Source organism: Streptomyces avermitilis MA-4680 = NBRC 14893 (genome assembly GCF_000009765.2).
Lineage (GTDB): Bacteria > Actinomycetota > Actinomycetes > Streptomycetales > Streptomycetaceae > Streptomyces > Streptomyces avermitilis.
The window spans coordinates 5195663-5217335 of sequence record NC_003155.5 but is presented as its reverse complement, the minus strand read 5'-3'; the positions used below and the strand labels follow the sequence as shown (position 1 = coordinate 5217335).

20 protein-coding genes and 1 tRNA gene are annotated in these 21673 nt (G+C 70.2%); 7 read left to right on the top strand and 14 right to left on the bottom strand.

All coding sequences use genetic code 11. From position 1 onward, the window contains the following. Positions 1-121: 121 nt before the first annotated feature. From SAVERM_RS22005 to SAVERM_RS21985, 5 genes are all read right to left on the bottom strand, one after another. The gene (locus tag SAVERM_RS22005) at positions 122-1024 is read right to left on the bottom strand and encodes an LLM class flavin-dependent oxidoreductase (protein WP_037647689.1); all 903 of its coding nucleotides are present in this window, start codon (positions 1022-1024) and stop codon (positions 122-124) included. Positions 1025-1313: 289 nt separating this feature from the next. Beyond that, complete coding sequence (locus SAVERM_RS22000) at positions 1314-2255, bottom strand: MerR family transcriptional regulator (protein ID WP_107083094.1); 942 nt, start codon at positions 2253-2255, stop codon at positions 1314-1316. 95 nt (positions 2256-2350) lie between these two features. Beyond that, on the bottom strand, positions 2351-3280 hold the full coding sequence (locus SAVERM_RS21995) for a metal-dependent hydrolase (RefSeq protein WP_010985680.1): 930 nt from the start codon (positions 3278-3280) through the stop codon (positions 2351-2353). Further along, the gene (locus tag SAVERM_RS21990; RefSeq protein ID WP_010985679.1) at positions 3277-5031 is read right to left on the bottom strand and encodes an SDR family oxidoreductase; all 1755 of its coding nucleotides are present in this window, start codon (positions 5029-5031) and stop codon (positions 3277-3279) included. The genes SAVERM_RS21995 and SAVERM_RS21990 overlap by 4 nt, the downstream gene beginning before the upstream one ends. Beyond that, positions 5028-5888 (bottom strand): M24 family metallopeptidase, encoded by an 861-nt coding sequence (locus tag SAVERM_RS21985; RefSeq protein WP_237529461.1) that lies wholly within the window; start codon positions 5886-5888, stop codon positions 5028-5030. Before SAVERM_RS21985 ends, SAVERM_RS21990 begins: the two co-directional genes overlap by 4 nt. 257 nt (positions 5889-6145) lie before the next feature. Between SAVERM_RS21985 and SAVERM_RS21980 the strand changes: the two genes are divergently transcribed. The 6 genes from SAVERM_RS21980 (at position 6146) to SAVERM_RS21955 (ending at position 10394) form a co-directional block, all read left to right on the top strand. Continuing rightward, positions 6146-7108, top strand: coding sequence for an ABC transporter ATP-binding protein (locus tag SAVERM_RS21980; protein ID WP_010985677.1), 963 nt, complete (start codon positions 6146-6148; stop codon positions 7106-7108). Further along, positions 7098-8027, top strand: a complete 930-nt coding sequence (locus SAVERM_RS21975) for an ABC transporter permease (RefSeq protein ID WP_010985676.1) — start codon at positions 7098-7100, stop codon at positions 8025-8027. The genes SAVERM_RS21980 and SAVERM_RS21975 overlap by 11 nt, the downstream gene beginning before the upstream one ends. Next, positions 8024-8935: an ABC transporter ATP-binding protein gene (locus SAVERM_RS21970; protein ID WP_010985675.1), complete on the top strand. Its 912-nt coding sequence runs from the start codon at positions 8024-8026 to the stop codon at positions 8933-8935. Before SAVERM_RS21975 ends, SAVERM_RS21970 begins: the two co-directional genes overlap by 4 nt. 10 nt (positions 8936-8945) lie before the next feature. Continuing rightward, positions 8946-9665, top strand: coding sequence for an ABC transporter permease (locus tag SAVERM_RS21965; RefSeq protein ID WP_010985674.1), 720 nt, complete (start codon positions 8946-8948; stop codon positions 9663-9665). Positions 9666-9811: 146 nt separating this feature from the next. Continuing rightward, positions 9812-10051: an SGM_3592 family protein gene (locus tag SAVERM_RS21960; protein ID WP_010985673.1), complete on the top strand. Its 240-nt coding sequence runs from the start codon at positions 9812-9814 to the stop codon at positions 10049-10051. A 256-nt stretch (positions 10052-10307) separates the two neighbouring features. Continuing rightward, positions 10308-10394: transfer RNA gene (locus SAVERM_RS21955), tRNA-Ser, on the top strand. 40 nt (positions 10395-10434) lie between these two features. On the opposite strand, the gene SAVERM_RS21950 is transcribed toward SAVERM_RS21955, so the two are convergent. From SAVERM_RS21950 to SAVERM_RS21910, 9 genes are all read right to left on the bottom strand, one after another. Beyond that, on the bottom strand, positions 10435-11265 hold the full coding sequence (locus SAVERM_RS21950) for an HAD family hydrolase (RefSeq protein WP_010985672.1): 831 nt from the start codon (positions 11263-11265) through the stop codon (positions 10435-10437). Beyond that, complete coding sequence (serS, locus tag SAVERM_RS21945) at positions 11262-12539, bottom strand: serine--tRNA ligase (RefSeq protein WP_010985671.1); 1278 nt, start codon at positions 12537-12539, stop codon at positions 11262-11264. Before serS ends, SAVERM_RS21950 begins: the two co-directional genes overlap by 4 nt. Before the next feature lie 603 nt (positions 12540-13142). Beyond that, positions 13143-14075 (bottom strand): prephenate dehydratase, encoded by a 933-nt coding sequence (gene pheA, locus SAVERM_RS21940; RefSeq protein WP_010985670.1) that lies wholly within the window; start codon positions 14073-14075, stop codon positions 13143-13145. A 70-nt stretch (positions 14076-14145) separates the two neighbouring features. After that, positions 14146-15507, bottom strand: a complete 1362-nt coding sequence (gene efeB / locus SAVERM_RS21935; protein WP_010985669.1) for an iron uptake transporter deferrochelatase/peroxidase subunit — start codon at positions 15505-15507, stop codon at positions 14146-14148. 8 nt (positions 15508-15515) lie between these two features. Beyond that, entirely contained in the window at positions 15516-17600 is a 2085-nt protein-coding gene (locus SAVERM_RS21930) for a copper resistance CopC/CopD family protein (protein ID WP_010985668.1), read from the bottom strand. A 187-nt stretch (positions 17601-17787) separates the two neighbouring features. After that, positions 17788-18255, bottom strand: coding sequence for a copper chaperone PCu(A)C (locus tag SAVERM_RS21925; protein ID WP_010985667.1), 468 nt, complete (start codon positions 18253-18255; stop codon positions 17788-17790). Then, entirely contained in the window at positions 18252-18905 is a 654-nt protein-coding gene (locus tag SAVERM_RS21920) for an SCO family protein (RefSeq protein WP_010985666.1), read from the bottom strand. Before SAVERM_RS21920 ends, SAVERM_RS21925 begins: the two co-directional genes overlap by 4 nt. Before the next feature lie 104 nt (positions 18906-19009). After that, positions 19010-19744, bottom strand: coding sequence for a YcnI family copper-binding membrane protein (locus SAVERM_RS21915; RefSeq protein ID WP_010985665.1), 735 nt, complete (start codon positions 19742-19744; stop codon positions 19010-19012). A 206-nt stretch (positions 19745-19950) separates the two neighbouring features. Next, positions 19951-20844, bottom strand: a complete 894-nt coding sequence (locus SAVERM_RS21910) for a hypothetical protein (RefSeq protein WP_010985664.1) — start codon at positions 20842-20844, stop codon at positions 19951-19953. Positions 20845-21086: 242 nt separating this feature from the next. On the opposite strand from SAVERM_RS21910, the gene SAVERM_RS21905 reads away from it, so the two are divergent. Beyond that, positions 21087-21545 carry an ATP-binding protein gene (locus tag SAVERM_RS21905; RefSeq protein WP_010985663.1) on the top strand — a complete coding sequence of 153 codons (459 nt, stop codon included), beginning with the start codon at positions 21087-21089 and terminating at the stop codon, positions 21543-21545. Positions 21546-21673 lie beyond the last annotated feature (128 nt).

Here is a 21673-nt window from a genome sequence, read left to right as displayed (position 1 = left end):
CGCCCGGCCTCGCCCCGTCAAAGTACGCTCGGCCTCGCCCGGTCAAGCTCCGCGCGGCTCGTGCGGTGGGCTCTGCGCGGCTTGCGCCGTCGCGCGCTTCGGGCGGCTTGCCTCGGCCGGCTCAGCGCAGCTGGGCCGGTGCCTCCATGGCGATCTGTTCGAAGACCTTCTCGTCCGCGGCGAAGTCGGAGTCGGGGATGGGCCAGTGGATCGCGATGTCGGTGATGCCCAGCTCCATGTGGCGGCCCGCGAAGTCGACGAACGCGTCGAGGGACTCCAGCGGGCGACCGCGGTCCGGGGTGAAGCCGGTGAGCAGGACCTTGTCCAGCTCCTTCACGTCGCGGCCGATCGCGGCGCACGCGTCGGCCAGCTTCTCGGCCTGTCCGCGAATGGCTTGAACCGACTGTTCAGGGGTGCCGTTCTCGTACAGCCGCGGGTCGCCGGTGGTCACCCAGGCCTGCCCGTGGCGCGCGGCGAGCTTCAGCCCGCGCGGACCGGTGGCGGCCACCGCGAACGGCAGCCGGGGGCGCTGGACGCAGCCCGGGATGTTGCGTGCCTCGTGCGCGGAGTAGTAGTCGCCCTCGTACGAGACGGAGTCCTCGGTCAGCAGCCGGTCGAGCAGCGGTACGAACTCGCCGAAGCGGTCGGCGCGCTCCCGCGGTGTCCAGGGCTCCTGGCCGAGCGCGGTGGCGTCGAAGCCGGTGCCGCCCGCGCCGATGCCCAGGGCGACGCGCCCGCCGGAGATGTCGTCGAGGGAGATCAGCTCCTTGGCGAGCGTCACGGGGTGCCGGAAGTTCGGCGAGGTCACGAGCGTGCCGAGGCGCAGGCGGTCGGTGACGGCGGCCGCGGCGGTCAGCGTCGGCACGGCGCCGAACCACGGGCCGTCCCGGAAGGACCGCCACGACAGGTGGTCGTAGGTGAACGCGGTGTGGAAGCCGAGCTGCTCCGCACGCTGCCATGCGGAACGCCCGCCCTCGTGCCAGCGGACGTACGGCAGGATCACGGTGCTCAGACGCAGACTCATACATCGAGCGTAAGCGCAGCCGCGGAATGCCCACGCACGGTGCGGGGGCGGGCGATGTGGTGATGACAGTGCGTGAGCGGTCCGCGACGGTGCGGTGTGAACGGTGCGGCGGCGGAGTCCCGGGCCCGCACCGATGGCGCGAGTGACGTGCGTCTCGCCGGCATTCATCCCGCGCGCCCCGAGCGAGACGCTGATCACGCATTCTGATGACGGTCCGGAGGTTTGATCCACAGCCAAGTGCGGTTATCCACAGGTGAATTGGCGATTCTGTGGACAAGTGGTCCGCTGTTTAGGACTCTTCGTCAACTATGTGCTTATGCATATGCTTTGCGGCGAGTTGGTCCAAAGCCCTGGCCCGGAGCTCGCGTTCGGCCGCCAACGCGACGAAGGAGGCGGCCTGGTCCGAGCCAACCAGTCTCTCCACGGCCCGCATCGTGTCCGCCGGAATCGACACGGAACGGGTCTCCTCCTCGGGGGGAGCCGGCTGGTCCGCGCCGAGGTGCAGGCGCAGGTGCCGGGTGGCGAACAGGCGCATCGCGCGGGCGAGTTCGGCGTCCACCGTCTGCTGCGCCAGTGGCCGCAGCCGTCGAACGAGCGAGGCCGCCTCCGTCGCGTCCACCTCGTTCGGCGGATGTTCACCGAGGTAGCGCGCGAACACGTGCTCGGTCGTGAACTCCAGGAAACGGGAGGCGATGTGCTCCACCTGCCCCCTCAACTCCCTTAGGTGCCCGGCGATCGCGGACAGCGGAACGCCCGCCTCATGCAACTCGACCGCCACGGCGAGCTCTTGGGGGCTCGGCACGAGGAACAGGTCCTCGTGCCCGGGTACCGGCTCCAGCACCCCGAGCTCGAGCGCGTCCGCGACCGCCGCGTCGTCGGGGCTGCCGCCGAAACGCTCGGACAGCTCGGCCCGTGAGATCCGCCCCGCCTCCTCGTCGGACCACGGACCGTCGACCTCCGCGACCAGCCCGAGCACCCCGCCCAGGCCGCGGCCGGAGTCCCACGCCTCCAGGAGCTCCTTGATGGAGGCCAGGGTGTAGCCGCGGTCGAGGAGGCCGGCGATCTGGCGCAGCCGGGCCAGATGCGCGTCCGCGTACACGTTGGCGCGGCCGCGCCGCTCGGGCCGGGGGAGCAGCCCGCGGTCCTGGTAGGCGCGGATGGTGCGGACCGTGGCACCGCTGCGGTGCGCCAGGTCCTCGATCCGGTACGTCACCCCGCCCGACTCGCTCACGCGCTCCCTGCCTTCTCGTTCACCGGGCAACGGCCCCGGCCCGTTGGACTACCCGACCGGCCCCGGCAGATCCTGCCCGGCCGGACGGCGGCCGCCTACGCTGTACCCGCCCGCCTGGCCGCCCCCGCCGCTGCTCGTGCCGCCGGCGACTGCGCCAGATAGGTGACGGCTCTGCGCAGCGAGCCCTCCTGCGAGGGATGGTACGACCGCCGCAGATACCGGGGTATCGCCGTGCCCAGCTCCTTCCAGCCGGGCAGCAGCCCCCTGCGTACGGCCCTGTTGTGCGCGGCGAGCGAGTAGCGCAGCCGTCCGGCGAGCTGTGGGTCGTGGCGCAGAAGATGCGCGGCGCCCCACGCCCACAGGTAGAGCATCACGGGTGCCGTGACCGCCATGCCCGCGACCCGGCGGGCGTACCGGGGCAGGCCCTGGCCGCCGCAGTGCTGATACATGTCGAAGGCGACCGCGCGATGCTCGACCTCCTCCGCCCCGTGCCAGCGCAGCAGGTCGGTCATGACCTCGTCGGCCCCGGCCCGGTCCAGGCCGTCCGCGGCGAGCACCCAGTCGCCGAGTACCGCCGTGAACTGCTCGATCGCCGCGATCACCGAGAGCCGGAACCGCAGCCACTCGCGGGCCGGTATCGGTGCGCTCAGGGGCGGCCGCTCGCCCAGCAGCCTCTCGAAGAGGAAGTCGACGTACTTGGTGAAGTCCGCGGCGTCGAGCCGCTGCGCCGCGAGGTGCTCCAGCACGTACGCGTGCTGCACGCTGTGCGTGGCCTCCTGCCCCATGAACCCCTTCACGTCGTCGAGGAGTCCGGGATCCGTTATCAGCGGCAGTCCCTCCTTGAAGACCTTCACGAACCACCGCTCCCCCGCCGGCAGCAGCAGATGCAGCACGTTGATGACGTGGGTGGCGACGGGCTCGTCCGGGATCCAGTGGAGTGGAGTCCGGCCCCAGTCGAAGGAGACCCGGCGCGGGGCGATCACATGGTGGCCCTCGCTCGGAGGGTGGCTCGCGGTACCGCTCACAGCGGAGGCTCCAGCCGTGCGATCGCGCGCAGTGCCCTGGGCGCGAAGCGGGACATGAGGTGGGCGCCGCGCGCCTCCGGGGTGACGGGCACGACGGCCTGGTTGCGTACGACGGCCCGCAGGACCGCGTCCGCGACCTTCTCCGGCGGATACCCCCGCAGCCGGTACAGCCGCGCCGCCCTCTTCTGCCGCCGCTTCTCCTCCTCCGCCGCCACGCCCGCGAAACGCGCGGTCGACGTGATGTTCGTGTGGACGAAGCCGGGGCAGATCGCCGACACCCCGATGCCCTGCCCGGCCAGCTCCGCGCGCAGGCACTCGCTGAGCATCAGCACCGCCGCCTTGGAGGTGCTGTAGGCGGGCAGCGCCTTCGAGGGCTGGTACGCCGCCGCCGACGCCGTGTTGACGATGTGGCCGCCCTGTCCGCGCTCGGCCATCTGCTTCCCGAAGAGCCGGCAGCCGTGGATCACGCCCCACAGGTTCACGTCGAGGACCTTCCGCCAGTCCTCCGCGGTCGTGTCGAAGAAGGACCCCGAGAGTCCGATTCCTGCGTTGTTCACCAGGACGTCCACCACGCCGTACTCGGTGGCGACCTTCTCGGCGAGCTTCTCCATGGCCTGCTCGTCGGAGACGTCGACCGTCTCGGCCCAGGCGTCGGGAGCGCCGATCAGCCGGGACATCTCCGCCGTGCGGGCCGCGCCCTCCGCGTTCCGGTCGACGGCCACCACGCGCGCGCCCGCCTCGGCGAACGCGTAGGCCGTGGCCCGCCCGATGCCGCTGCCCGCGCCGGTGACCAGCACGAGCTGCCCGCCGAACCGGTCGGCGTACGGGCCGCTCGCCACCGGAGCCGGGCGCCCGCCCTCGCTCGCGATCACGAACTCCGTGATCCATGACGCCAGCTGGTCGGGGCGCGTCCGCGGGATCCAGTGTTTGGCCGGCAGGGTGCGGCGGACCAGCTGCGGAGCCCACAGTTCCAGTTCGTCGTAGAGCTTCTCCGACAGGAATGCGTCCCCCAGGGGCGTGACGAGCTGCACGGGCGCGTGCGCGTACGCGTCGGTGCGCGGGCGGCTCAGCCGGGCCCGTACGTTGTCCCGGTACAGCCAGGCGCCGTGCGCCGCGTCCGAGGGGAGCGACGGAGTCGGATAGCCGTCCGCCGGTACCTTCTCCACCCGCTGGAGGATCTTGGGCCAGCGTCTGCCGAGCGGGCCGCGCCAGGCGAGCTCGGGCAGCACGGGGGTGTGCAACAGGTAGACGTACCAGGACTTGGCGCCCTGGCCCAGGAGCTGGCCCACCCTACGCGGAGTCGGCCGCTTCACCCGCCGCTTGATCCAGTGGCCGAAGTGGTCGAGGGACGGCCCGGACATCGACGTGAAGGACGCGATCCGGCCCTCGGTGCGCTTGACCGTGACGAACTCCCAGGACTGCACCGAACCCCAGTCGTGCCCCACGAGGTGCACCGGCCGATCCGGACTGACCGCGTCCGCGACCGCGAGGAAGTCGTCCGTCAGCTTCTCCAGCGTGAAGCCGCCGCGCAGCGGCTGCGGCGCCGTGGACCTGCCGTGCCCGCGCACGTCGTACAGCACGACGTGGAAGCGCTCCGACAGACGCCCGGCGACCTCGGACCACACCTCCTTGGAGTCCGGATAGCCGTGCACGAGGACCACCGTGGGCTGTGTCTCGTCCCCCAACTCGGCTACGCACAGCTCGATTCCGCCTGTCCGCACCCAGCGCTCGCGCGCCCCCTCAAGACTCATCTGTCCTCCGCCCAGCGCCGCACATGCGGCAGATCGTCGTCCAGCCAGAAGGCGCTCTGTTCCGGGTCCCGGGAGTCGGTGACGACCAGGATCTCCTCGAACTTCGCGCCCGTGCCCCGAAAGCCGAGGTGCGGCTCGACCGCCCACAGCCCCGGCCTGGGCGGGTGATCGGAGAACCTGTACGGAGACCACAGCGGCGACCAGCCGTCGCGGTGACCACGGAGCGCGTCGCCCGCCAGCCCCTTCAGGGACTGCGTGCCGAACCCGAACAGATGCGGTGACCAGGCACGTTCCTTCACCCGGTCCACCTTGTGCGCGATCACACCGAAGGGGTACGCGCGATGCCGGTTCGCATACCCCTGGCGGACCATGAGCCGGTCCACGTCCTCGTAGATCTCGCGCAGCGGGCGACGTTCGCGCACCTCGCGCAGGATCAGCTCGCGGTGCGCCTCCAGGTCCGCGAGGAGCTTGTCCTGCACGGGGTTGAGGCCCAGGGAGCCCGAGTAGCCGATGTCCGCCGTGCAGCCCTTGTGGACGGGGGCCATGTCGAGAATGAACGGCATGCCCGGCTCCAGCCGGCGGTCGGTGGGGAAGAACTGGAGCGGAACGCGGAAGTTCACGAACGCGGTGCGGTCGCCGAACCAGGCGAAGGGCAGATGGAACCAGTCCCGCACGCCGCGCTCGCGCAGCCACACCCGCTGCATCCGCGCCGCCTCGCGCTCGGTCACACCGGGCTTCAGCTGCGCCGCGACCGCCTCCGCACACGCGTACGCGAGGCGCTGCACCTCTTTGAACCCCCGCAGCTCCGCGGAGAGTTCGGCTGCCGCTCCTTTGGTCATGCCGACCATGCGCGTCATGCCAGTCATGCCAGTCATGTCACCGTCCAGTCCACGTCGACTGCGGTACGTGCCCGTAACTTGACACTGGTGAATGTGACAGTTGTTGGGGGTCGCGTCAATAGGCCGCTGCCCGCCTGTGGAAAACTCCCGGACCCTGCGGTCTAGCTCTCAGGCAGGGGTCCCTTACGGGCCCGTACGACTGGAGTCTTACGCGGAGACAGCTCTCCGGTCTGACGACTGCTGTGGTGTGCGCCACTACCGTCGAGGACGTGACTGTGATCGCGACCGAAAGCCTGAGCAAGCGGTACCCCAGGGTGACCGCGCTTGACCGGCTCTCTGTGGACGTCGGACCCGGTGTGACCGGACTCGTCGGTGCCAACGGAGCCGGCAAGTCCACATTGATCAAGATCCTGCTGGGTCTGTCCCCCGCCACCGAGGGCCGCGCCGAGGTGCTCGGACTCGATGTCGCCACCAAGGGCGGCGACATCCGCGAGCGCGTGGGGTACATGCCCGAGCACGACTGCCTGCCGCCCGACGTCTCGGCCACCGAGTTCGTCGTCCACATGGCGCGCATGTCCGGACTCCCGCCCACGGCCGCCCGCGAGCGCACCGCCGACACGCTGCGCCACGTCGGCCTGTACGAGGAGCGCTACCGCCCCATCGGCGGCTACTCGACGGGCATGAAGCAGCGCGTGAAGCTCGCGCAGGCCCTGGTCCACGACCCCCAGCTGGTCTTCCTGGACGAGCCGACCAACGGCCTCGACCCGGTCGGCCGCGACGAGATGCTCGGCCTGATCCGCCGCATCCACACCGACTTCGGCATCTCGGTGCTGGTCACCTCGCACCTGCTCGGCGAGCTGGAGCGCACCTGCGACCACGTCGTCGTCGTCGACGGCGGCAAGCTCCTGCGCTCCAGCTCCACCACGGACTTCACCCAGACCACCACGACCCTCGCGATCGAGGTCACCGACAGCGACGAGCACCCGGACGGCACCCGTGCGGTCCGCGACGTGCTCCACGCGCGCGGGGTGGACACCCACGACGGCAGCGGGCTGCCGGGCGCGGGTCATGTCCTGCTGCTGACCGCGTCGGGTGAGGAGACGTACGACCTGGTCCGCGACGTGGTGGCCGACCTCGGCCTCGGCCTGGTCCGGATGGAACAGCGAAGGCACCAGATCGCCGAGGTCTTCACGAACAGCGACGAGCAGCGGAAGGAGGCGGTCGGCCATGGCGGTTGAGCAGCCCACGGCCCATGCGGGCGGGCAGTCCCCGGCCCACGCGGGCGAGCAGTCCCGCATCCACAACATCGGCTACCGCAACTACGACGGGCCGCGCCTGGGCCGCGCGTACGCCCGCCGCTCCCTGTATTCGCAGTCCCTGCGCGGCGCCTACGGCCTGGGCCGCTCGGTGAAGTCCAAGGTGCTGCCGATGCTGCTCTTCGTGGTGATGTGCGTACCCGCGCTGATCATGGTCGCGGTCGCCGTCGCCACCAAGGCGAAGGACCTGCCCGTCGACTACACGCGCTACGCGATCATCATGCAGGCCGTCATCGGCCTGTACGTGGCCTCCCAGGCGCCGCAGTCCGTCTCGCGAGACCTGCGCTTCAAGACCGTACCGCTGTACTTCTCACGTCCCATCGAGACCGCCGACTACGTTCGCGCCAAGTACGCGGCCCTGGCGTCGGCGATGTTCATCCTGACGGCAGCGCCGCTGCTCGTCCTCTACGTGGGCGCGCTGCTGGCCAAGCTCGACTTCACCGACCAGACGAAGGGATTCGCCCAAGGGCTGGTCTCCGTGGCACTGCTCTCCCTGCTCTTCGCCGGCATCGGCCTCGTCATCTCGGCGGTGACCCCCCGGCGCGGCTTCGGTATCGCAGCCGTCATCGCCGTTCTGACCATCTCCTACGGGGCCGTCTCCACCGTTCAGGCCATCGCCGACGCGCAGAACAGCACCTCGGCCGTCCCCTGGCTCGGCCTCTTCTCCCCCGTCACGCTCATCGACGGAATGCAGACCGCCTTCCTCGGCGCGAGCTCCTCCTTCCCCGGAGAAGCGGGACCCTCGTCCGCGCAGGGCGTCGTCTTCCTGATCGTCGTCCTGGGCCTCATCGCGGGCTGCTACGGCCTTCTGATGCGCCGCTACCGAAAGGTCGGACTGTGACCACGCTGAACATCGACCACGTCTCACGCTGGTTCGGCAACGTGGTGGCGGTCAACGACATCACGATGACGATCGGCCCCGGCGTCACCGGCCTCCTCGGCCCGAACGGCGCGGGAAAGTCCACCCTCATCAACATGATGGGCGGATTCCTCGCCCCCTCCACGGGCTCGGTGACCCTCGACGGGCAGCCGGTCTGGCGCAACGAGCAGATCTACCAGCACATCGGCATCGTCCCCGAGCGCGAGGCGATGTACGACTTCCTCACCGGCCGCGAATTCGTCGTCGCCAACGCCGAGTTGCACGGCCTCGGCAAGAAGGCCGCACAGCGAGCGCTCGCCACGGTCGAGATGGAGTACGCGCAGGACCGCAAGATCTCGACGTACTCCAAGGGCATGCGGCAGCGCGTGAAGATGGCCTCCGCGCTCGTCCACGACCCGTCGCTGCTGCTGCTCGACGAGCCTTTCAACGGCATGGACCCGCGCCAGCGCATGCAGCTCATGGACCTGCTGCGCCGCATGGGCGACGAGGGCCGCACGGTGCTGTTCTCGTCGCACATCCTCGAAGAGGTCGAGCAACTCGCCTCCCACATCGAGGTGATCGTCGCCGGTCGGCACGCGGCGAGCGGTGACTTCCGGCGCATCCGCCGGCTGATGACCGACCGCCCGCACCGCTATCTGGTGCGCTCCAGCGACGACCGTGTGCTCGCGGCCGCCCTGATCGCGGACCCGTCGACGTCGGGGATCGAAGTGGACCTGGCGGAGGGCGCGCTGCGCATCCAGGCCGTCGACTTCGGCCGCTTCACGACGCTGCTGCCGCGGGTCGCGCGCGAGCACGGCATCCGGCTTCTCACGGTCTCGCCGTCCGACGAGTCCCTCGAGTCCGTCTTCTCGTATCTCGTCGCGGCGTAGGAGGCCCAAGATGTACGACCCCACAGTCGCCCGGCTCACCTATCGGGGCCTGCTCGGCCGCCGCCGGGCCCTCATCCTCGGCGCGCTGCCCGTCCTGCTGATCGTGCTCTCCGCCGTCGTGCGCGCGCTGACCGGCGCGGACGACCAGGTGGCAGCCGACGTGCTCGGCGGATTCGCGCTCGCCACGATGGTGCCGATCATCGGCGTCATCGCCGGCACCGGCGCGATCGGACCCGAGATCGACGACGGCTCGGTGGTGTATCTGCTCGCCAAGCCGCTGAAGCGGCCGACGATCATCTTCACCAAGCTGATCGTCGCCATCGCCGTCACCATGGCGTTCTCCGCGCTGCCGACCTTCATCGCGGGCATGATCCTCAACGGCAACGGCCAGCAGATCGCCGTGGCGTACACGGTGGCCGCGCTGGTCGCCTCCATCGCGTACGCCGCGATCTTCCTCCTCCTGGGCACGGTCACGCGGCACGCGGTGGTCTTCGGGCTCGTCTACGCGCTCGTCTGGGAGGCGCTCTTCGGATCGCTGGTGTCCGGCGCGCGCACGCTCAGCGTGCAGCAGTGGGCGCTCGCCGTGGGCCACAAGGTCTCCGGCAACTCCCTCGTCACCTCGGACGTGAGCCTGACGACCGCGACCGTGCTGCTGGCCGCGGTCACCGTGGCAGCCACCTGGTACGCGGGGCAGAAGCTGCGGACGCTGAAGCTGGCCGGGGAGGAGTGAGGGTTTCCTGTCGTCCCGGGGCGGCCTCTCGCGCGTGGATTCCGAAACGGAGCACGCGCGCGGGCGGCCGCCCTCCGGCTTTGACATCGACTTCACACCTGCCCGGGCACACTGGCCGGGTAGTTGCACACCTGGGAGGAACGGGGATGACGGCCGAGGCACCACGGGACGACGGGCAGGGGAAGTTCCAGGACGTCTGGGACGACCTGGTCCTGGACGAGGACTTCATACGGTCCGCCGAGGCGGCGGAGCCCTCCGCGCGGGCCCGGATGCTGGCCGCGCGCTGGCGCGACGAGGCGCCCGATCCGCAGCCCTGGCGGTCCGACGAGCCGCCTGCGGGGTGGTTCTTCAGCAAGGCGCGTCGCCGCAGGTGGCGGCGACGGTAGCCCTGCGGCCCCGCTTTTATTCAGTGGCGTCCAACTCGGCGTACGGGCACAGTAGTCATGTCCCCGACGCCGGATCGAGCCGGCGCCACGTTCTGGGAGAGGAGCCGACGATGTTCAGCGACAGTACGTCGAGCTCCCGACGGGACAGCCCGCGGCGGACTCCGGAGTAGTTACCCCTCCGTCGAGTCCGCACCGCACGGGGAGCTGTCCGGGGCGGCCGCTTCGAGCGCGCGATCACCGCGCGGGCCGCCCACCCGGAGGATTGGCCGAGTGGTAAGGCACCGGCTTGCTAAGCCGTGGTCGGGGGGTAACCCCTGCGCGCGTTCGATCCGCGCATCCTCCGCAAGACATGAGCGTTCCGGGCACCCACCTGCCCGTACCGCTTATCCCAGCAACCGCTCCAGCACCACCGCGATGCCGTCCTCCTCATGGGAGAGTGTCACCTCGTCCGCCACCGCCAGAAGCTCCTCGTGCGCGTTGGACATGGCGACGCCGTGTGCCGCCCACGCGAACATCGGAATGTCGTTCGGCATGTCGCCGAAGGCGATCGTGTCCGCGGCCTTCAGGCGCAGACGGCGGGCGGCCAGGGACAGCCCGGTCGCCTTGGACAGCCCCAGGGGGAGGAGTTCCACTATGCCCTCGCCCGCCATCGTCACGCCCACGAGCCCGCCCGCGACCTGTGTCGCCACCGCCGCGAGTTCGTCGTCGGTCAGCGTCGGGTGCTGGACGTACACCTTGTTCAGCGGCGCCGACCAGAGGTCCGCCGCGTCCCGGATCGGCTGAACCGGCAGCGGGCCGCCCTGCACGCGATAGCCGGGGCCGACCAGGACCTCACCGTCCAGGCCGTCGCGGCTCGCGGCCAGCAGCAGCGGGCCGACCTCCGCTTCGATCTTCGCCAGGGCCAGACCGGCCAGCTGCCGGTCCAGGGTCACGGAGGTGAGCAGCCGGTGCTCCCCCGCGTCGTACACCTGTGCCCCCTGGCCGCACACCGCGAGGCCCTGGTAGCCGAGGTCGTCGAGGATGTGCCGCGTCCACGGCACCGCCCGCCCGGTGACCACGATGTGCGCGGCGCCCGCCGCGGTCACCGCGGCAAGCGCCGCACGCGTACGCGCCGAGACCGTCCCGTCGGAACGCAGCAGCGTCCCGTCGAGATCGGTCGCGACCAGCTTGTAGGGAAACCCCTCCGCGGAGGAACCCGGAGCGGGGCTGCTCACTTGGCTACCGGCTCCAGGAGCTCCCGGCCGCCCAGGTACGGACGCAGCATCTCGGGCACCCGCACGGAGCCGTCGGGCAGCTGGTGGTTCTCCAGGATCGCCACGATCGTGCGCGGTACGGCGCACAGGGTGCCGTTCAGCGTCGCCAGCGGCTGCACCTTCTTGCCGTCGCGCATACGGACGGACAGCCGACGCGCCTGGAAGCTGTCGCAGTTGGAGGCGCTGGTCAGCTCGCGGTACTTGCCCTGCGTCGGGATCCACGCCTCGCAGTCGAACTTGCGGGTCGCGGAGGCGCCGAGGTCGCCCGAGGCCACGTCGATGACCTGGAAGGGCAGCTCGAGGCCGGTCAGCCACTGCTTCTCCCACTCCAGGAGCCGCTTGTGCTCGTTCTCCGCGTCCTCGGGAGCGACGTACGAGAACATCTCGACCTTGTCGAACTGGTGCACACGGAAGATGCCGCGGGTGTCCTTGCCGTAGGTGCCGGCCTCGCGGCGGAAGCACGGCGAGAAGCCCGCGTACCGCATCGGCAGCTTGTCGGCGTCGAGGATCTCGTCCATGTGGTACGCCGCGAGCGGGACCTCGGAGGTGCCGACCAGGTAGTAGTCGTCCTTCTCCAGGTGGTACACGTTCTCCGACGCCTGGCCGAGGAAGCCGGTGCCCTCCATGGCGCGCGGGCGGACCAGCGCGGGGGTCAGCATCGGGATGAAGCCGGCCTCGGTGGCCTGCGCGATCGCCGCGTTGACGAGGGCGAGCTCCAGGAGCGCGCCGACGCCCGTCAGGTAGTAGAAGCGCGAGCCGGACACCTTGGCGCCCCGCTCGACGTCGATGGCGCCGAGCGCCTCGCCGAGCTCCAGGTGGTCCTTGGGCTCGAAGCCCTCGGCGCCGAAGTCACGGATGGTGCCGTGCGTCTCCAGGACGACGAAGTCCTCCTCGCCGCCGACCGGGACGTCGGGGTGCACGAGGTTGCCGAGCTGGAGGAGAAGGCGCTTGGCCTCCTCGTCGGCCTCGTGCTGCTCGACGTCGGCCGCCTTGACGTCGGCCTTGAGCTGCTCGGCCTTCTTCAGCAGCTCGGCGCGCTCTTCGGGGGAGGCCTTGGGGATCAGCTTGCCGAGCGCCTTCTGCTCGGAACGGAGCTCGTCGAAGCGGACGCCGGACGACCTGCGCCGCTCGTCGGCGGAGAGGAGGGAGTCGACGAGCGCGACGTCCTCTCCACGGGCGCGCTGGGAGGCGCGAACACGGTCGGGGTCCTCACGGAGCAGGCGAAGGTCAATCACCCCTCAAGGCTACCGGTGCGAGGTTCGGGCACACGACCCGGAATTGCAGTACGCAACTTTTGTGATGGTGTGGGCTGAATGCCCGAGTAGATTGATCAAGTCAATGAAAAGCGACACGTCCCCCTGAAAGGTGCTGGGTGGACATCTCGGGTTGACCGGATTCGCTTGCGGCGGGCGGAACTTGGGGAGTCGCTTGTCCACAGGAATCCACACCCCCGTGGAGTTATCCACAGGCTGTGCGGAAGATCTGTGGACTCCGGAAGTGATCGTTCCTAAAGCCGCATGCCGGGCAAAGAATTCTCGGTTCAAACCATCCCCACCCCCACTTTCGAGTGGAAATGGTTCCCTCTAAAGAGTCGATCAAAGGAAAAGGGTGGACGAAGGGCGAGGTGCGAGGCTGTGGACGGAGTTGGGGTCTGTAGACCGATTTGTCGACTGTGTAGCGCTTCGTTGTCGACTTGTCCCCAGGTCGAGAAGGAGCCCTGTGGATAACTTCTGTGGACAGTGCGGTGGACAGCGAAAATGTGCAGGTAGGACCGGCGGGCCGAAATCGGTGAAGGCTGGGCCGAAATCGGTGAAGGCTGGGCCGGAATCGGTGAAGGCCTAGAACCGGCCGTCCTGGCAGCGCGCCACCCAGTCCGAGGCCTTCACGAACTCGTCGTCCGACGTCCCCGGCAGCGCGGTCGGGACGTCCTCCGCCCTGACGCCCGCGCGCGGGTACGAGCCGAGGAATCGCACCTGTAGGCAGATCCGCTTCAGGCCCATCAGGGTTTCGGCCACCCGTCGGTCGGAGATGTGTCCCTCGGCGTCGATGCAGAAGCAGTAGTTCCCGATACCCGCTCCGGTCGGGCGGGACTGCAGCAGCATCAGGTTGACGCCTCGTACGGCGAACTCGCCCAGCAGGTCGCGCAGCCCGCCGGGGTGGTCGTCGCGCTGCCACAGGACGATGGACGTCTTGTCCGCGCCGGTCGGCGCCGCGGGCCGGGCGGGCCTGCCCACCAGGACGAACCGCGTCTGCGCGTTCTCCGCGTCGTGGATGCCGGTCTCCAGCGGCACCAGACCGTACTTGGCCGCCGCGAACTCGCCCGCGAAGGCGGCGTCGTACCGGCCCTCCTGGACGAGGCGCGCCCCGTCCGCGTTCGAGGCCGCCGATTCCCAGACGACGTCCGGGAGGTTCGCCTTCATCCAGTTGCGGACCTGCGGCTGCGCGGCGGGGTGTGCGGTGACCGTCTTGATCTCCGACAGCTTCGTGTCCGGCCTGACCAGCAGGGCGAAGGTGATCGAGAGCAGCACCTCGCGGTAGATCATCAGCGGCTCGCCCGCGACCAGCTCGTCGAGGGTGGTCGTGATGCCGCCCTCCACGGAGTTCTCGATCGGGACGAACGCGGCCTCGGCCTCGCCGTTGCGCACGGCGTCGAGCGCGGCGGGCACCGACACCATCGGGACGAGCTCCCGGGTCGCGGCCTCCGGCAGCGTGCGCAGGGCGACTTCGGTGAAAGTGCCCTCGGGACCGAGATACGCATAGCTGGCTGGCATGAGGTCACCCTAATGGGCCTTGCGGAACTCGGCTCATGCCTGTGGAAACCGTGGCCCCAAAGGGGGATCCTCATCCCTCCAACAGCCGCTGCCCCACGTACTCGCCGTCCGCCGCCCCGCCCGGCACCGCGAACAGCCCGCTCGCCTCGTGCCGGATGAAGTGCGACAGCGCGTCCCCCCGGTCGAGCTTGCGCTGCACCGGTACGAAGCCGCGCAGCGGGTCCGCCTGCCAGCAGATGAAGAGCAGGCCCGCGTCGGGTACCCCGTCCGGATCGAAGCCGTCGTGGAAGGAGAAGGGGCGGCGGAGCATGGCCGCGCCCCCGTTCTGGTCGGGCCGGGTGATGCGGGCGTGCGCGTTGAGGGGGACGACCAGGTTGCCGTCGGCGTCGGTCTTCTGCAGCTTCATCGCCGTGGTCTCGGTACCGCCGCTCAGCGGCGCCCCGTCGGACTTGCGGCGCCCGATGACCTGCTCCTGGGCCGTGACCGAGAGCTTCTCCCAGTCGTCGAGGAGCATGCGGATACGGCGTACGACGGCGTACGAGCCGTTCGCCATCCACTCCGGGTGGCCGGACGCGGGCACGAAGATCCGCTGGTCGAAGTCTGCTTCGGCCGGCTTCGGATTGCGCGTCCCGTCGATCTGGCCCATCAGGTTGCGGGCCGTCATCGGCTGCGCGGTGGCGCCCGGGGACCGGTTGAAGCCGTTCATCTGCCAACGCACACGGGCCGCACTGCCCGTGTCCTTCTGGATCGCGCGCAGGGCGTGGAAGGCGACGAGCGCGTCGTTCGCACCGATCTGCACCCACAGATCGCCGTTGCTGCGGGTCTTGTCGAGGTGGTCGGAGGAGAAGTCCGGCAGCGGGTCGAGGGCGACCGGGCGCTGCTTCTCCAGTCCCGTCCGGGCGAAGAAGCTGTGGCCGAAGCCGAAGGTGACCGTCAGGGAGGACGGGCCGGCGTCGCGGGCGACGTCGGTGTCGTCGAGTGCGGCCGCCTCGCCCGCCATCAGCCGCTGGGCGGTGGCCGACCAGCGGCGCAGCAGCGCGGCGGCCTCCTTGCGGCCCGCGCCCGCGGCGAGGTCGAAGGCGACGACGTGGCCGCGGGCCTGGAGGGCGGTGGTGATGCCCGGCTGATGTTTCCCGTGAAACATCACCCGGTCCGCGCCGAGCGACGCCAGGAGCGCGGTCTTCTCGGCGGAGGGCGCCGCCGCGTATCCGGCGGCCCCGCCGACCGCGCCGAGGGCGAGCCCGGTGGCCCCGGCGGTGCCGAGCAGCCGCCGCCGCGAAAAGACGCCCCTGGAGAGCGTGTTTTCGGAAACGGCATCCCCAGGAGTGCTGTTTTCGGAAACAGCGTTCTTGGGGGAGCCCTTTGCGGAAACGGCACCCTGAGGAGAAGGGACGCCTGCGGAAGACGCCTCCGGCGTGGAGTGGTCAGCCATGGTGGAGTTCAGCCGATCTTCGCGTTCTTGTTCACGGTCGCCTGGTCAATGTCGGAGGTCCGCACGGTCACCGTGATCTTCCAGTCGCCCGCCATGGGGATCTGCACGCCGCTCGCCGTCCAGTGGCCGGTGGCGATGCGGTCGGGCACCACGGGCAGCGGTCCGATGTCCTTCGCGTCGAGCGTGAAGGCCACCTTCACCTCGGGGACGTCGAACGCCTTGCCGTTCGGCCGCGTCACGAAGACGTGCATCTCGTTGCCGCCGACGCGGGCCGGGTCGAGGGTCAGCCGCGCGGTGCCCTTGCCGTCCTGGCCGCCCGTGTCGAACGGGATCGTCAGTGACAGCGGCCCGGACCGCTGGGAGGCGGAGGCGGTGACCGCCTTGGCCGCCTCCTCCGTGCGCCCCGGCTCGGTGGATGTCAGCGCGGTGGTGACGGCGAGCAGCACGACCGCGACGCCCGCCTCGGCGAGCACCGAGCGGCGCAGCCCGGAGCGGAGCGGGTCGGCGTCGCGGATCCGCTTCTGGCGGGCGGTGGCCACGGCGACGCGCTGCCGGGCGAGCTGAGCGGCACGCCGGGAGTCTCCGGCGTCTTCCGGACCCTTGTCGGAGGCGTCGGAGGCGTCGGAGGCCTCTGAGGAGTGGGAGCCGGGGGAGGCAGCGGCCATGGATGAGGCGCCGACTGCCGGGGAGGCACCGGCGGCCACCTCCGCCCGCTGCTTCTCTTCCGCATCCGCCGTCTCGGTCGTATCCGTCGCGTCCGTCGCGTCCGTGGCATCTGTTGCGTCGGCCGTCACAGCGGTCTCGGCCGTAGCCGTGGCCTCCGGCGTCTCCGGCAGCCGCGCCGTCCAGCGTCGGGAGATCCATGCGATGCCGACGAGAACGGCTACCAGGCCGACCTTCACCAGCAGCAACTGTCCGTACGTCGTATCGGTGAGCGCCGACCACGAACCGACCTGCCGCCACGACTGGTAGAGCCCGGTCACGGTCAGCGCCACCACGCTTGCGAAGGCGACGCGAGAGAAACGGCGTACGGCCGCCACCTCGATCGACGGTGCCCGGTACAGGGCCACGAGCAGCGTCGTAAGCCCGCCCAGCCAGAGGGCGACGGCCAGCAGGTGCAGTACGTCCACGGGCATCGCGAGCCCGGCCTGGATGCCGGTCGAGGCGTGCTCGGCCATCGCCCAGGACGCCGCGAGCCCCGCTGCGACGACGGTCCCGCCGATCGCCAGCCCGAAGGTGAGGTCCTTCTTCTCGGCGGCCCGGTCGGCGTCGGAACCGCTCTTCTCGGTCTCGCCGTCCTCGTCCTCGCCCTCTGCGTCTGCGTTCTCGGCGTCCCGCTTCACATACGCCCCGAAGAGCACGGCGATGAACAGCGCCGCTGCCGCGAGGAGCAGCAGTCGCGAGACCAGTGCCGCGCCCGCCTTGGTCTGCAGGACCTGGCCGAGGAGCGTCAGATCGAAGATGTCGCCCACCTTGCCGGAGCCGGTGTACGAGCCGCGCAGGAGCAGCAGCGCGAGCGTCGCGGAGGTGAGCGCGACCCAGCCGGAGACCACGAGCCGCTGCACCGCCCGCACCGCCGCCCCGCGCTGCCAGCAGGCCAGTACGAAGGCACCGCCGCCGACCATGAGGATGAAGCCCGCGTACGAGACGTACCGGCCGAACCCGTAGAGCCCGCCGACGACTCCGCCGCCCGCCGTCTGGTCGGACAGCGAGACGGAGGTCGTGGACGGCGCGCCGATGGAGAAGGTGAAGGCGCCGGAGACGGGGTGGCTGTCGGCGGACACCACCTGGTAGGAGACGGTGAACGTGCCGTCGGGCAGGCCCGAGTGCAGCTTGACGCCGTACGTCGTACCGCTCGGGTTGGATGCCTTGCCGGTGTCGACCCGCTTGCCGCTGGGGTCCAGTACGCGCACCGAGCCGTCGGACAGCGCGACCTTCTCGGAGAAGGTGAGCGAGACCTGGGTGGGTGCCTTGTCGACCACCGCTCCCTGTGCGGGGTCGCTCCCGGTCAGCGCGGCGTGCGCGGAGACGGGCGCGGCGCCGGCCAGGAGCGCGCCGGCGACAGCGAGGAACAGCAACAGCAGCGTTCCCACACGGGAAGTGCCACGGGCAGTACGGGCAGTACCGCGGGAAGTGCCACGGGCAGTACCGCGGGCAGTGCCCTGGGACGTGGCGCGGGACGCGCCGCAGGGCGTGCGGGACGTACCTCGTGAAGTGCTGCCGGAATTGCCTCGCGAAGCGGCACGGGGAGCGGTGGTCTGCGTCAAGGTGATCCCTCCCTCAGTGTCCGGTCTTCGGGTTGTAGGTGGCGGCCTTCACCGGCATCTCCACCGCGACCGTGCCGGACTTGGCGAAGTGCAGCTTCACCGACACCTTCTCGCCCTGCTCCGGCTTGTGGGTGAGCTTTTCGAACATGAGGTGGTTGCCGCCGCTCGCGAAGTCGAGCTGTCCCTTCGCGGGTACGGGGAAGGACGTCTCCTCCTCCATGGCGCCGCCCTTGGTGGAGTGCAGGGTGACGTCGGCGGAGAGATCGCTGGACACCGAGGTCAGGGTGTCGGCGCCCCCGGAGTTGGCGACAGTGAAGAAGCCGGCCGCCATGGTGCCCATGGAGGGGGCGGGCATATAGGCGCCGGTGACCTTCAGTTCGGGCTTGGCGGAGGACGCGGACGCCGCCTCGTCGTCCGAGCCGCAGCCCGCGAGCGCCAGGGCCACGGCCAGGCCCACGGCGGCTCCTGCGGGACGCCTCACGGGTTCTCCCCCTTGGCGAGCTTGGGGAGGTCCTTGGTGTAGTCGTCGACGGTGGTCTGGTCGTCGTACAGCACATAGCCGCCGTCGGTCTTCGGCGAGAACGCGATGACCTGGGTGCCGTGCGTGGAGACGATCTTGCCGTTCTTGTCCTTGTGCGGCGCCTCGATGGAGATGCCGAGCGTGCGGGCGCCGGCCTGGATCGTGTCGAAGTCGCCGGTCAGGCCGACGACGTCGGGGTCGATGCCCTTGAGCCACTTGCCGAGTTCAGCGGGAGTGTCCCGCTTCGGGTCGGTGGTGACGAACACGATGCGGAGCTTGTCCTGCGTCGCCTTGGGCAGCTGCTTCTTGGCGACGGCGAGGTTGTTCATCGTCAGCGGGCAGACGTCGGGGCAGTTGGTGTAGCCGAAATAGATCAGCGTCGGCCTGCCCTTGGTCTCCGCGCGCAGGTCGTACTTCTTGCCGTGCGTGTCGGTGAGGACGAGGTCGGGCTTCTCGAACGGACTGTCGAGGACCACCGCCGCCTTGTCCGAACCGGTCTCGGCGGACACATCCGCGATGGGCTTGTTGCTGTCGTCGCCGGTGCCGCAGGCGGAGAGGCTCAGAGCGGCGGCGGCGAACAGCGCGGCCGCGGCATACGTCTTCTTGCGCATAGAAAAATGTCCCAGATGTGAGGACCCCGGTGCGCACCGGGGTCGTACGACGCGATGACCAGGCCGTACGACTCCGCGGTGCGCACCGGAGAGGTGCTTGAGCCTCAGGCGCTCGTACGCCGGCGGCCGGCCAGAACGCCGTACGCCACGCCCGCGACGCCGACGACGATGCCCACGACGCCGAGGACCCGGGCGGTGGTGTCGCTGCTGTCGGCGGAGGAGGCCTCGGTGCTGCTGTCGGCGGCCGACTTGGAGGTGTCGGAGGCGTCCTCGGCGGTCGAGGAGCCGTGGTGGCCGTCCGTGGACGCGGCGGACAGGGCGAGCACCGGAGCCGGGTTCTCGGGCTCCTCCTGGCCCTCCTTCTGCGGCTCGATCCAGCGCACGACCTCCTTGTTGTCGTACGTCTGGAGGGCCTTGAAGACGAGTTCGTCGGTGTCCTCGGGGAGCGCGCCGATGGAGAGCGGGAACTTCTGGAAGAAGCCCGGCTCGACGCCCTTGCCGGTGGCGGTCCAGGTGACCTTGGAGACGGCCTCGTCGATCTTCTCGCCGTGCAGGGTGAGCGGCTTGGCCAGCTTGGACTTGGTGACCTTGACGCTCCAGCCGTCGATCGGCTGCGGCATGACGGAGGCGAGCGGGTGGTCGGCCGGGAAGCTCACCTCGAGCTTGGTGGTCGAGGCGTCGTCGCGCTCGTTGGGGACCTTGAAGTTCACGGTCGCGTAGCCGCCCTTGGCGGCCTCGCCCTCGGGCTGCACGCTGACGTGCGCGAAGGCGGGGGCGGACAGGACGAGGACGGCCGAGGCGGCGGCGACACCGGCGGCGGCGATACGGGTTGCCTTCATGGCAGAGAACACTCCACTTCGAGTAACAGTCCGTGCGGAAGGAGGACGCGCGTGCGCGGCGGCATGGGCTCACAGAAGTGACGACTGTTCATGGGAGTACGACTCCCAAGGAGTGACGACTGCGGACCTGCACGGGCACGCGCGCGTGCCGCGCGACGGCAGCCCCTCCGCTGGAATCCGTGGGACGAGGGGAGTGGTGCGTCGCTTCAGGCGGCGAGGACGAGCGCGGCGGCGGGTGGCGGGCCGCGCCGGATCACCGTGTGCTGGAGCGCGGTGGTCGGCGGCTTCGGCGGTACGAGCAGTGCCGTGCGCGGGGCGCGCGGGGCCGTGTCGGGCGTACCGGGAAGTCCGGCCAACAGGGCGCGTACGAGCGTGAGCGCCCCGCGCAGGGAGCGTACGAGTGCGCCCTCCGCGACGCCGTGCGCCGACAGCCGGATGAGACGCAGCAGCGCCATGTCTCCACGACGCAGCACCCAGCCGGCGGCGACGGCTGCGAGAACGTGACCGAGCAGCATGGGCAGGGACGGCAGCATCGCCATTGAGGAACCGGCCGCGGTCGGTACGGCGTCCGCGGCATGGTGCATGGAGGCCGAGACCATGCCCGTGCCCGTGCCCGTGCCCGTGCTTGTACCCGTGTCGAGTCGCGCCTCGGCGAGGATCCGCTGGGCCTGTGCGGGACTGATCGCCGCGACGGAGCTCCCGCACGCGAGCCGTGCGGCCCGTTCCACGAGGGACCCGTCGCCCATGGAGGCCATGGAAGCCATGGAACTCATGGAGCCCATGGAGCCCATGGACATGCCGCCCGACGTCATCGACGTACCGGAGACCTGCCCGAGCCCGAACAGCGTGTGCAGCACCGACTGGCCGACCGCGAGGGCCGCGGCGATGCCCGGCAGCGCACGCTCGCGCCCGGCGAGCGCCGCGGCGACGGTGAAGACGGCGAGGAACCCGGCGCCCAGCGTCCACAGCGGAACAGCGGTGCAGGAGGCGAGACCATGACCGGCCGCGGCCAGCACGACACAGACCGCGGCGAACACCGCGGCCCTCAGAACCCGGAGATCGCATCCGGAGCGCGCCGCGCGCTGGCGGGGGGCAGTCATGGCGGGCTCATCATCGCACTGGCCTTACCCCGCCCATACGGCAGGTCCGCAAGGTGGCCTACGTGCGGGAACCGGGAGAGTGACCCGGAACGTCATGTTCTGTGGTGAGTCGCCCTCACATACACCGATCCCGACGGTCGCGCATCCGCCATATGGGCGGTATCACGGCGACAGGGCGATTGCACCCCGGTACTTGCGGCAATACGTAACGGTATGTCGAGCCGCAGCCAGGAGGCTGGAGCATGAGCATCTGGTGGTCACTCCATTTGCGGCGCGATGCTGCGAGCGTGCCGCTCGCCCGTCGGCTCCTGCTGGGCACGATGGAGACCGCGGGCGTCGATCCCGACATTTCCTACGACCTGTCGGTCGCCCTCAGCGAAGCCTGCGCCAACGCGGTGGAACACGGCGGCGACGCCGCGCTCGGCGGCACGTCCGAGGCGTACCGGGTCACCGCCTACCTCGACGGCGAGAAGTGCCGCATCGAAGTCGCCGACTCCGGCCCGGGTTTCCCGTCCGGCCGGTCCCGCCCCGTGATCCGCGCCGCGCACATGGACGCCGAGCACGGCCGCGGCCTCGGACTCATCCAGGAACTCGCCGACCACGTCCACATCGGCAACAAACCGGGCCGGGGCGGGGCGGTGGTCAGCTTCGACAAGATCCTCAAATGGCGCAAGGGCGCGCCACTGGTCACCGCGTCCTGATCCTGACGCCGACCCCCTCCTCACTCAACGTGACCGCCGCTACACTCCAGGTCCCTGGTCGAGCACAGCAGAGGGCCAGGCACGTGAGCGGACAACGGGGGGTGCCGTGACGGCAAGGTTCACGCCAC

Bases quoted from the DNA above. Each gene is read 5' to 3' on its own strand.
- SAVERM_RS21905 (WP_010985663.1), top strand. From the start codon at position 21,087: ATGAGCATCTGGTGGTCACTCCATTTGCGGCGCGATGCTGCGAGCGTG.
- SAVERM_RS21990 (WP_010985679.1), bottom strand. From the start codon at position 5,031: ATGAGTCTTGAGGGGGCGCGCGAGCGCTGGGTGCGGACAGGCGGAATC.
- SAVERM_RS21960 (WP_010985673.1), top strand. From the start codon at position 9,812: ATGACGGCCGAGGCACCACGGGACGACGGGCAGGGGAAGTTCCAGGAC.
- SAVERM_RS22005 (WP_037647689.1), bottom strand. From the start codon at position 1,024: ATGAGTCTGCGTCTGAGCACCGTGATCCTGCCGTACGTCCGCTGGCAC.
- pheA (WP_010985670.1), bottom strand. From the start codon at position 14,075: ATGCCAGCCAGCTATGCGTATCTCGGTCCCGAGGGCACTTTCACCGAA.
- SAVERM_RS21910 (WP_010985664.1), bottom strand. From the start codon at position 20,844: ATGACTGCCCCCCGCCAGCGCGCGGCGCGCTCCGGATGCGATCTCCGG.
- SAVERM_RS21975 (WP_010985676.1), top strand. From the start codon at position 7,098: ATGGCGGTTGAGCAGCCCACGGCCCATGCGGGCGGGCAGTCCCCGGCC.
- SAVERM_RS21965 (WP_010985674.1), top strand. From the start codon at position 8,946: ATGTACGACCCCACAGTCGCCCGGCTCACCTATCGGGGCCTGCTCGGC.
- SAVERM_RS21920 (WP_010985666.1), bottom strand. From the start codon at position 18,905: ATGCGCAAGAAGACGTATGCCGCGGCCGCGCTGTTCGCCGCCGCCGCT.
- SAVERM_RS21915 (WP_010985665.1), bottom strand. From the start codon at position 19,744: ATGAAGGCAACCCGTATCGCCGCCGCCGGTGTCGCCGCCGCCTCGGCC.
- SAVERM_RS21985 (WP_237529461.1), bottom strand. From the start codon at position 5,888: ATGACGCGCATGGTCGGCATGACCAAAGGAGCGGCAGCCGAACTCTCC.
- efeB (WP_010985669.1), bottom strand. From the start codon at position 15,507: ATGGCTGACCACTCCACGCCGGAGGCGTCTTCCGCAGGCGTCCCTTCT.